Raw genomic sequence first — 11359 nt, 5'->3', positions numbered from 1 at the left:
AGTTTTTTGACGCAGACGAACGCATGAGAAAAACACGCGTTCGCCTGTATCCATGCTTCGAAGGGCTTACTTGCAGGACGGCAATTTCCAGTCGGCAGGGCGGTCTACGCCGGCGCGGAAGTTCTGGCCCACGGGCACATACCAGACGTCTTGCACCAGGCCGTATTTGCCGCCGATCTTTTTGAGCTCACAGCTCTGCCAGAGCTTGGCGATTTCCGCGTTCACGGCCTTGGCGAGTTCCGGGTTGTCCTTGTTCAGGCCAAACACCACCTGGCCCAGCCCGGTGAGCAGGGGGTAGTCCGGGTTGTTGTCAACAAAGGCGTTGAACTTGAGCTTCCACTGCGGGTTACGCGAAATGGCGTACTGCATCACGGGCGGGTCGCCGATGACGGCGTCAATACGGCCGGCCAGCAGGTCGCGCACTGCCGCGTCGGATGTGTCATACATCGTCAATTGCAGGCCGGTGATTTTGCGAAGCTCCGGAATGAACGAAAAACCGGTGATCGTGCCGACCTTTTTGCCTTCCAGGTCCTTCAGGTGCGACCAGTTGGTCTTGCTCGACTGGGTGATGCCGTTCTTGAAGTAATGAATCGGGTCGCTCAAGGTCATGATCTTCGAGCGCTGCTCGGTCCAGCCCATGGTGCCGGCCATCACGTCGACACGTTTGGCCTGCACCGAAGCAATGGTGCCCGACCATTCCATGAGGGCGGGCTTGACCTTGAGCTTCACGGCCTCAGCCACGCGCTGAAGGATCTCGCCGTCGTAGCCAATCATGGCGCCGTCCTGGTAGCCGGTGCCCGGCATGTCACCGGTGAAGGCGATCGTCAACGCGTCTTTTTCAACGGTTTGCAAGGCCTGGGCGTTGGCAGCCGGCAGTACCGCCCCCGCGGCGAGAAGCATGCACAAGAGGCGTGCGGCGAATGTTTTTTTCATGAAAACTCCTGATGGTGGTTTAACGAAACTCTCACTGACGGGGTGGATGGTATGAAGCGCCGTCAACTTGTCATAGGAAGCTTTGGCGTGTAAATTGAACGTATGCGACATTCGGGAAAATTACCTACGAAGGGCGCTTCTGCGCCCAAAGCTGCGGCGGTAAAGCGCGCAAAGCGTGCACCCGCGAAGGTCAACAGGGCGGCCGGCGTACAGGATGAGGGCAACCAGCTGGTGGACCGGCTTGACGCGGCCAAGGCCAAAACGCCTCCCAAAACCGGTGTGGAACTGCGGGTCGGTATTTTTCTGTGCCCGCGTTTTCCCCTGTTGTCGCTGGCGGGGCTGTGCGATGCGCTGCGCCACGCCGCAGACCTGGGCGACCAGAGCCGGCAGCTTCGCTGCACGTGGGCGGTGCTCAGCGCCGCCGGCGAGACCGTGGCCTCCAGCTGCGGCGTCGAAGTGGCCACGCTGCCCGCGGCTTCGTCGGACTGCAACTTTGATTACGTGGCTGTGATCGGGGGCTTGCTGCCCTTCATGAAAACGGCCGACCCTCGAGGTGTGAAGTTTCTGAACCACGCCGCAAAAGCCGGTGTGCCGTTGATCGGCATTTGCACCGGCAGCTTTGTGCTCGCGCGGCATGGGTTCATGCAAGGCCGCATGGCCTGCGTTCATCCCTTCCATGTCAATGACTGGAAGGAAGCCTTTCCCGATCTACCCTTCACCACCAACTGCGACTACATCTTTGATGGTGACCGGATCACCTGCGCGGGCGGCATCTCGATCATCGAGCTGGCCACCGAGCTGATTCGCCTGCACTGCGGCCCGGACCGCGCCGCCAAGGTCGTGCACCAGATGACGGTAACCCGCAAATCCGCCATCTCGCACGTCGCACGCCGGCGCGCGCTGGGTTATGCCTGTGCCGACAATGACAAGCTCCGCCAGGCGATTGTGCTGATGGAAAAGAACATCACCACGCCGCTTGAAATTTCCGTCATCGCCAAAATTGTGGATTCCAGCAGCCGGCAACTTGAACGGGTCTTTCTGGCAGAAACGGGCGCTTCCCCTTCAGGGTTTTACCGCAACTCGCGGCTGAAATACGGCCGGTGGCTGCTGACCTCAACCGATTCACCGGTGAGCACCATCGCCTACGAATGCGGCTTTGCCGATGCCTCGCACTTCATCCGGCACTTTCAACAGCTGTATGGTGTTTCGCCCGGGCGGTTGCGGAAGGCGTTGCCTGCGGTGGAGGTGTAGGCCCAATTACTGGCCCAGATAGAGGCCCAGGTAGAGGCCCCCGGGGAGCATTTCCGCTTTTCTCAACCTCCTCGTATCGGGGCAGCTCCACCCAGAAGACGCTGCCGCGTCCCTGGCGTTCCGTCATGCCCACCGGGTGCCCCAGCAGCTGGCTCAGTCGGTAGACGACCGCCAGCTCCAGCCCAAAGCCCTCGGCCATGCCCTGCTGCGGAATGCCTTCAGAGAAAGTCTGCTGGCGTTCACGCGCAACGCCCGTGCCTGTGTCCCACAGCTCTATGCGCCACTTGCCCCGGCGCTGCCGCGCGGCCAGCAACACACCGCCGCCATGCGTGTTGCGCAAGGCATTGGACAGCAGGCAACCCACCAGCCGCGTGAGCAGCACCGGGTCTGACACCGCCCGTCCCGCGGCGGTTCGGGTGCGCAGTCGCAGGCCTTTTTCGCGCGCCTGCGGCGTGTGCTCTTCGGCCAGCGTGTGGACCAGCGCGCCAAGGTCTACCGGCTGCAGGTGCACGCTCAGCGAAGCCGGTTCCAGCCCCGCCAGGCTGAACAGCGATTCAAACAGCTCGTCAATCTTGCGTGTCGAATCGCCAATCTTGCGCGCAATCTGCGCCGCGAACTCCGGCTCTTTGGTCAGCCAGTCGGCATACGGGCCCAGCGCCTGCACGGGGTGGCGCAGCTCATGCGCGGCGCTGGCAATAAAGCTGCTCCGCACGGCCTCCGCCTCCGCCAGGGCCTGTTTTCGCTCCTCCAGAGCCTTGATCAGTTCCTGGCGGTCGAACTGCCGCTCCAGGCTCATGTGCTGGGCCCGGTACATGCGCCGGCCCGTCACATGGGCCACCCACAGGAAAACCAGCACCACCCCCATCTCGGCGCCGGTGTCGAGCACCGAAGGAACACCCCCCGTCAGGTCTACTCGCCAGGCCAGGGCCGCCAGCACCGAGGCACTCAAGCCGTTGCAGTACGCTGAGACGGTACGCAAGCTCGGCGGGCCCGAAGCCACCGCGACCACCGCGATGCCCCCCAGGATCATGATGCACACCAGCTGGTCTTCAATGGGGGCCTGGCGGTACACCACAAACATCAGCGAGCCCCAGACCACCGCGCTCAAGGGCCAGGCCCATCCAAGGAGCGACATGAACTCCCGCAGCGCCACCCCGTCGGCCTCCGCCAGGCGGTGGCGGTAAGCATGCAGGATGGCATAACGCAGCAGCGTCATGGAGCCGGTGGCCAGGGTCCATACCCACAAATCCCATGGCGCCACACGCCCATGCAGCATTGCCACCACCACCAGAATGATCAGCACGGCCGCATGCAGCGTAGGCCGCGCATTTTGCATAAACGTGCGGGCCAGCTGCACGCTGATCCAGGTCTCGCGTGGGGTCATCGAACGGCGCCTTCGGGGGCTGCTGGCGTGGTGGGCGTCATTGAGAGCGGATTCTTCTGTGAGCGGGGCGGGGTGCGGGCAATAACAATATCAGTGATTTTCCCTTGAGTACCGGGTGGGAAGAAGAGGGTGGGATTGGGGGCTTCTACCTATTATTTGGCTTATGGAATCTGCCCGCCTTCGCTTGGGGAGATCTTCATGAAGACCTTCTTTGCCAGGTATCGGGGATTGCGGCGCGGCCGTTTGGCGGTGCGCCGTGTTCCATTGGCTTCACGCCAGCCGGGGCATAAAAGTCTTGTTTTTGTTGCCCCGCCAGCCTTGTGCTGATCTTGCCAGTGTTGGCGGCGTTGGGCGAGCCGTCTTTGGTTGTCGTTGGGCGGTGGTTACACGGGCGGAACGTGTACCTTTTTATTCATGGCTGGGGTGTGTGAGCCTAGCGCGGGACGGATGAAGTGATTGTCTCGGCGGCAGCATCATGCTGGTAAAGCCTTTTGTCTACGACCCACTGGACAGACGCACTCGATTTCAGCAACACCGATGCCGACGTCATCATTGCCCACGGCAAAGGCGGCTGGTCTAACCTGGTCGAAGTGCCGCTGATGCGCGAGCGCCTGGTACCCCTGTGCACGCCGCAGCTCGCCGTCAGCCTGCGCGAGCCGAGCGACCTCGCCGGTGTGACCCTCTTGCATGCCACCGCCAACCGGCACGAATGGCTGACCTGGCTGCGCGGCGCCGGCGTGCCCGACCTGCAGGGCGCGCGTGAGCAGCTGTTTGACACGGTAGACATGTGCGTCCAGAGCGCGGAGCGCGGCCTGGGCGTTGCCGTCACCGACGCGGCGCTGTTCACGGTCCTGATTGCTTCGCAGAAGGTGGTGACGCCCTTTGACCTCGAGGTCGACAGCGGGAATGCCTACTTCCTCACCTATCCGCCTGAGCGGCGGGAGCAGCGGAGTATTCGGCTGTTTGAGGAATGGACGCTGTCTGTGCTGCGAGGATGAGGATGCAGTGGGCGGTGAGGGTGACTATCGCCAATATGTAGTTATCGATAGTTGGCACCGTAAACAGTATTTCCGCTATGGGCCATGAACCGACATATGCGAACGACCGCTCTCGACGCTGGATTTGTTGTCACTGCTGGCTCACTACTTCGCGAACGAATATTCGTTACAGGCTGACCTCAGCCCCTCGGGCTTGTCAGGCTCTCCTACTGCTGTAGCGACTGCCAGTCGTTGGGGAGCGGCTTCCTCGTATGGCCGCGACACTGCAGAAAATGGCGACGAGGGCGATGCGCATTCCGTGAATTCAACAAACAAATATTATGGGACGTGTTACAGATTCGATCTCGCTGGAAATCGAGCGCCTGCTCCAAAGTGGAAAGCAGCGCGGTGGCCCGGATAAAGACAGGCGTCCGCTCCTCGTTGACCGTGTCTGACTCCATCACGACATAGCGAGCCGGATAACGCTTACGCGCGAAGTTGTTCTCAAGCCGTCCACCCACAAGGCAGCGGTGGATTGACAGTGCCTGGCCAGCACACCGGCGCGAACGTGCAACCGCGGCAGCAAAGTCGGTCATCGATCATCGGGACCTGGCAACGCGATCTGCGCCGATCTAGCATGTCGCGATGCGCACAGTGATGAGGCTTATCGTCAGCGAACAGTACCCTGGGTGTAATCGTCGACCTCAAGATGGCTGAATCACCCGCCGCGCGATGTGCGGCCTTGCAGGTCCCCCAGCTGTGGAAGTCACAGGCCAGGTCTGGACGCGCCCTCACAAAGTGCGTGTCCTGGCCAGTGACGACGATCCAGTTGTCCTTGTGTTTCGGCAGGTCCTTCACAAACGATGTGAAGACTTCGACACCATGCAATGGCTGCCTTGGAAAACCGCGGAAATCGACGGTTGAAGACGGGTGGAGTTCGACGCCGAGTTGCTCCGAGGTCCTTTTCAAGAGGGCCGCGGCGGCCTCGCCAATCGAAGCCACATGGGCGTCCAAGAACAAGTCCACCCCGTGTTCATCCCTACCGTACTCCATGTACTCGGCATCCGTCTCCTCCAACACCGTCAACCGCATGCCGTCGAGACCTTGAAGCACGAGTGCCGGATGGATTGCAATCCTTGGCTTCTTTCCAAATAGAGATGTACCTGCCGTCTCATAGCTCACCAGCACCGCGTGGAAGCACTTGTCGAGCGTGTCGCTCGTCAAGAAGTTCGAGATCTCCGTCGGGCGGACGCTGGCCGGCGTCTCCTCGACCAACGAATCCTTGGATAGCAACTCATAGAGCTGCGGGGCGTCGTTTTTGTAGTTTTTCTTCTCGAAGTGCTTGATGGAGTTGCTCTGAGCGGGACCTTCCACAAACGCAGCTACCGGATCGATGAAGACGACAATCCATTCGCCACTGCAAATGACGGCCCTCGGCAACCGATGCCCGTGGAGCTTGTACAGGCGACTGACGTAGTTGCCGACCTGGACGATGTAGTCCGGCCAATCGCCGGCAAGCGGCGATTCCGCGGTCTTACCGCCCCCGCGCCAATGGTCGATGGCGTTCGCCAATACGTCGTCAACTCGGAAGGCCCCATCCTTGCGAGGCTGCAGAAAGGGCTTTTCCCATGCCTTGGCTTCGATCAGCAGCGCGGGGACGTCGGTCTCACACGCCTTGCCTAGGTAGTCCATGCGCGTCGTCGTCTTGTCCTTCAGCCGCGCCTCTTCTACGACATCCCCACCCAGGCCCAGGGTCCACCCCAGCAGCTCGATCATGGCGTCAAGGAAATACACGCGCGTCGCATGCTCGTGCAGGTCACCGACGGGACCACCCGCGTAGGGCGCTGCAGCGATTGGTCCATCCGTTGCTTCTAGACGTTCCAAGAGTTCGGCGAACTTTCCCGGGAAATCCGCCTTGCGCGCCATGCGACTCACTGGAGCAGCTCCGGCAAGCGGTAGAGCAGCTTGCGTGCCGAAGTCCAGCCAGCCTCCATGAATATCTCAAGGCAATCAACCAGCGCCTGGCGTCGTTGTTCGTCCTCAAAGATCTCCTTGTTGTCCGCCAGGAAACCGCTGATCAGTCGCACCATCAGTTCAGCGCCCAATGCCTCGAACTGATACCCGCCATTCGATCCGCCGGTTCGAATGGCGTGAGCCGTGAGATCGAATGCCTTGATCGGATCCTGTGGTGCGAGCACCTCGATGAGCTGCAGTAGTTGATAGATGGTGTGGGCGTTGGGCTGGCGGCCGATCAACTCCAGCGTCGGCCACACTTCGTTCAGGAAGACGGCACACGCTGCATCGTCGAGGCCCGAGCCACCGGTAGCGCGTTCCGTCGCGAAGTAGAGCTGCATTGCCGCCTTGTCTACGAGCTCCGCAGAAGCGCGGAGGCGCGTCTTCTGCTCTTCCGGCATAGGTTGCGAGAAGTCAACTGCGGCCAGCTGCGCGTCCGCAGCAACGACGATGCGATGCATCAAGGCCTGGGAGCGGCGCCTGACGTCGTCGTTGCCTGCCTGATCGGCCTGAAGTCCGAGCACGACCGCTTCGCGTAGCGTGTAGAGAATGGTGCCAAGCGCGCTGCTGTGGTCTGCAGGGCTGGTCATCCATTCCGTCAACTTGGTGTCCGCCGTCGCACGGTCGTAGGTGACGTGCAGGATGGCGAACAGGTCAGCCAGCATTTCCTCCGCGTCCGATTCCTTGGGCGTGCCGACGTACCTCGCCATCAAGTCGTAGACCAGGGGCTCCGTTCGCCCAGGATCCGCGTGGATGACCGAATGCAGAACGCCCACTGTTGACTTCAGGACGGCAAGGTTCGTCTCGTCCCTCAACCGGGACGTCAGGTGAGACCAAAACCCTTCCCGGTCAATGTTCCAGATGCGCACCAGATGCCCGATGCACTGTGACCGCGTGGCAGGATGGGGATCACTCATGAGGCGGTCGATGTCCGCCACAAGGCGAAGATACAGGTCTTCACGCTGCAGGCAGGCGTCCAGCGCTGCCGCGGCGGCCTCGATTCGCGCGGCAGGCCCACCCCACGATTGAGACCGCTCGTAGTCGCTCTCCGTGGTGTCGTCGACATCCGGGTTGGCCGAGGTGCTTGCAATGCGCAGCAACGCGAGAAACCGATCCCCGGGATCGAACTGGTCCGTGGCCACCAGCCGCTCACCCTGGGCTAAGTGATTGCACCCCTCGCCGATCAAGCCCTCCCCGTTCAGGCGCAAGGCGGGATGCAGGTCCGGTGCATGAAGGCTGCTCGCAACGGCTTCCAACAGCGACAGCGTCTGCTCGGTGCCGATGTCGTCACCCTGTTTGCCACGCTGTGTTTCATGCACCTTCTTGGCGGCGTCAAACGCCTGTATCGCGGCAGCATTGCCCGGCAAGGACTTGTCAAGATCCCGGATCCAGAAGTACGGCTCGGTCGGCCCCGATCCGCTGGTGATCCTGAACAGCCTCTCGTTCTGCTTGCTTCTCCCGAGCGCCTCGGTGGACATCGCGTCAAGCACGGCCTTGGCCTGATCGGTGGCCAGTTGAGACCGACCGATGACGCTGAACAAGCGGTGCATCAAGGCGGATCTGGCCTCATCAGTGTGGGTGAAGCCATCCATGGCAAAGCTGGCAGCCGAGGACTCCAGGCGCTCTCGCTGTTCAGCGCTTCGCCGAGCATAACCCTTCGCGACTAGGTCGATCGCGTCTTTGCGGGTCTCGGGTTGGGTCAGCCACGCTTCGTCGGCAGCGATGGGCCAGAGCAGATCGACGCAGCTGTCACCACGGCGTACGGCCGCCAGGAAGAGCCGCGACCAGAGCAATCCCCACCCAGGGCCCCTGGCAGTCTGGTCGGCAACGGCGCGCGCAACTGCTTCCGGAAGTTCGACGAACGCGCCGACGAACTTCAGCATCAGCGCTTCGCCATCGTGGCCATAAGAACGATCGGGCTCGTGCGCCCACACATGGCTGTTATCTCCAATGAGTTTGAACACGGCGCCGCCGATGTTTCGGCTGACGGCCTCTTTGTTTTCAGAGCTGTGCTCTCTCCTTATGAAGCCCTCAACCGCTGTGATCAGTGCGCGAGTGGCGGACTCGGGATGAGCTTTCAGAAATTTTGGATAGAACTCGGCGAGCGAATACAGCGCCATGCCGTAGTCCTGTACCGAGTTGGAGCTCAAAGACAAGATTTGGCTCCGGCTTCCGCCGATGCTCGTGGTCACGCTTTCGGTGACGCTGCCCTCAAAGGTCCATCCATAGACGTCGGCGGCAAAGTCCGGATCTGCCTCGACGAGCGGGGCGATCTCGCGGCAAAGCGCCGGCACGTCATCCCAGTTGTGGGTGGCTGCCCGGGCTGGCAAGAAGACTTGCGCGAGCAGTGCACGGGACGCGGCCGGGTTCGTCGTGTAGGTCGAAACGACCCGCGGGATCACCATCGATGCTGCGATCTTCGATTCCGGCTCGAGCGCAAGTCGCAGCAACGCGCGCGCCCCTACGCCGACTGCTTCTCCGGTTTGCGGTGGACGTGCTGTGATGACCAGGACATGGAGCAGTGATCCCAGCACGTATGGAACCGCCTGGACACACGCTGCCAGTTCACCCGCAAGAGCGGCCCATGGAGCGAGGTTTATCTCGGGCGCATCTTCCACGCGGACGGCGAGGGCAGAGACCACGTGCCGGAGCGCTGTCGCTGCATGCTCCCGGCGCGCGGCAGTGTGGACCGCGATGGAATGAACGTCCTGCGGCGTCTCGGGAAGTTCTGCACTGAGCCGCCCGGCGACGCTGCGGAAGATCGGGTCACCATTGGCGTTGCCAAGAATCCTCTCAACGGCCGTCCAGAAGCGCTCACGGCTGTTCTCCGAGCTCCAGAGCTCCTGCAGCAGGAACCCCAGAGCTGGCGCGAGCATCAGGCCGACGGTCTCCCCTCTTAGGTACTCCTTGGCACCGGAGACGATGCCATCGACATCCATTAGGAGTCGAGACGCGGCGTAGTCAAAGATGAGGTGATGCCGAAACTGGACGTAGCGATCGTTCTCGACCCTGGCCAGCACGCCATGGTGAAGCAGGCTATTCAGCGCTTCAGAATTTGAGGTCGCGATGGCGGCGGTCGGGGTTCGCAGGGTCCGACCGTCGACCATGCTTTCAACAACGCGCAGGAGGCAGGCGTCGGCACCGACGCCCAGGGGCGTGATGCGGTGATCCCAGTACAGCCGCAGCAGGCCAGCCTGACTGGCCAGATGCACAAAGGCAGCTACAGTCATCCCTGAATTCAGCAGCTCGCCGATCAAGCGGGTGTTGAAAGGGACCATCGCCAGTTGCTGCAGCTCCACCGGCACGCCGGCTAGAGCCCGACGCAAATGCGGAGCCTGATCCAGCACGCGCTGGAATTCATCGGCGGACCAGGATGGCACCGCCAGGTGCCTGACCATCGAGAACGTGCTGTCCTGGTAGTCGGCGTGGGCAGGTCGCCCCTTGAACAGCTCGCGAAAGCGCACGCCCATCCGCAGGTCAAACGTGCGAATCGAGGCGATGACCTTCCAGCGCCCTTTCAAAGCCAGGACGCGCTCAATGAGCGTCCGGAAAGCCCCCTCCCCCTTACCGCCGCGGGTAGCGTCAAGCGCGTCGATGACCAGCCAGCCGTCGGTCGGTCCGTCCCAGGCTTGCAGCACGCTGACCAGGTCGTGATCAAGGTCGAGCTCCCGCTGCAGTCCCGCGAGATCCTGGACGCTGTAGCGATCGACCGCCATCTCAACCACATCACCATGCGCTCGCAGCTCACGGGCGAGCGTGTTGATGACCGCGCTCTTGCCCGCCCCGGGCTCGCCGATGAGAAGAAGTGATCCATCTCTGGCGGCCGCCAATGCGGCGGGCTGGCAATCCCGTGTGATCTTGATCACGCCGTCGGCCTGGTCGATCTTTTCGTAGCTCTGGAGATCGACGCCGATCTGCAGGGAATGCGCCTTCAGCTTCTTGACGTCCCTGTCGAACTGCGGCGGCGCGCGCAGGGGGATGCTCTCGGCCCCGAGCGCCTGGCGCAGCTGAGCCAAGTCGCCACCGCCGCGCTGAGTCATCCATCGCTTGGAGATGACAGTCAGCGTGTTGATCAACGGGCGCGCCTGGGAAGGCTCCACCACCACCGCCGCCATCGTGTCGAGCGCCTGACTGTCGGTACCGTCTGGATCGAACGTGATGACTCTGATCAGCGCGGCGAGCTCGCGCAGAAGCTCGGCCGGCATGTCCTCAGATGTAGTGGCGACCCAGGCCGCCTCCACGCACGACTTGAACACGTCAAGTGCCCTGTCCTCTTCTTTGTTGAGCGCGATCGGCGTGGGCTGCGAGAGGGATCGCAGGGCTGCGGGGAGGTCTAGACGGATGGACGAAGGGGCTGATGGCCCGACCGCCAACACTAGCCGGTCGTGGGCTGGGTCCAGCGGCCGGTTCCAAAGATCTGTTCTATCGCCATCGCGGCATTCCAGCCAGTGGCGAACGAACTGTTGGATGGTCTTCGCCAAGCCGCCTTTGGAGTTGGGCGAGAGGTCCACCGAGGTCTTGGCCTGCACCGCGATGAAGCCATCCAGGGAAGTCGCCACCAGGATGTCATCGACCGGCGCTTYGCTTTCGAACCGAATCCAGACGGGAACTGCCGCCCCCAAACCGAGCGAGTGATCCACCGGACGCTGCGCGAGCAGCTGCAGGCCGAACATCGCCCCGAGCTTCGCCTGGAACTCGAAGCCGCCTGCCGCGGCCGAGCCGCCAGCTTCAACGCCTTTTGAACTTGTTGGAATCCGTGAGGTAGCCAAGATGACCCACTTTTCTGATTTCGTGATGCGAT

6 protein-coding genes are annotated in these 11359 nt (G+C 62.1%); 2 read left to right on the top strand and 4 right to left on the bottom strand.

Annotated elements, in window-relative coordinates:
* Positions 1-66 precede the first annotated feature (66 nt).
* Entirely contained in the window at positions 67-933 is an 867-nt protein-coding gene (locus AC1DZE_RS01920) for a substrate-binding periplasmic protein (protein ID WP_457282112.1), read from the bottom strand.
* 102 nt (positions 934-1035) lie between these two features.
* Between AC1DZE_RS01920 and AC1DZE_RS01915 the strand changes: the two genes are divergently transcribed.
* Positions 1036-2184 (top strand): GlxA family transcriptional regulator, encoded by a 1149-nt coding sequence (locus AC1DZE_RS01915; RefSeq protein WP_477672274.1) that lies wholly within the window; start codon positions 1036-1038, stop codon positions 2182-2184.
* Here the strand turns inward: AC1DZE_RS01915 and AC1DZE_RS01910 are convergent.
* Positions 2108-3568, bottom strand: coding sequence for a sensor histidine kinase (locus tag AC1DZE_RS01910; RefSeq protein WP_477672275.1), 1461 nt, complete (start codon positions 3566-3568; stop codon positions 2108-2110). The two genes, AC1DZE_RS01915 and AC1DZE_RS01910, sit on opposite strands and share 77 nt — an antisense overlap.
* A 491-nt stretch (positions 3569-4059) precedes the next feature.
* On the opposite strand from AC1DZE_RS01910, the gene AC1DZE_RS01905 reads away from it, so the two are divergent.
* On the top strand, positions 4060-4566 hold the full coding sequence (locus AC1DZE_RS01905) for a LysR substrate-binding domain-containing protein (RefSeq protein WP_477672276.1): 507 nt from the start codon (positions 4060-4062) through the stop codon (positions 4564-4566).
* Between the two features lie 483 nt (positions 4567-5049).
* On the opposite strand, the gene AC1DZE_RS01900 is transcribed toward AC1DZE_RS01905, so the two are convergent.
* Entirely contained in the window at positions 5050-6480 is a 1431-nt protein-coding gene (locus tag AC1DZE_RS01900; protein WP_477672277.1) for a hypothetical protein, read from the bottom strand.
* A complete protein-coding gene (locus AC1DZE_RS01895; RefSeq protein WP_477699729.1) occupies positions 6477-11327 on the bottom strand; it encodes a hypothetical protein in 4851 nt (1616 codons plus the stop codon). The genes AC1DZE_RS01900 and AC1DZE_RS01895 overlap by 4 nt, the downstream gene beginning before the upstream one ends.
* Positions 11328-11359 lie beyond the last annotated feature (32 nt).

The sequence above is a fragment of the Polaromonas sp. P1_F1 genome (assembly GCF_056405795.1).
The sequence above is the reverse complement of the archived record's forward strand: the minus strand, read 5'-3'. Positions and strand labels throughout refer to the sequence as shown.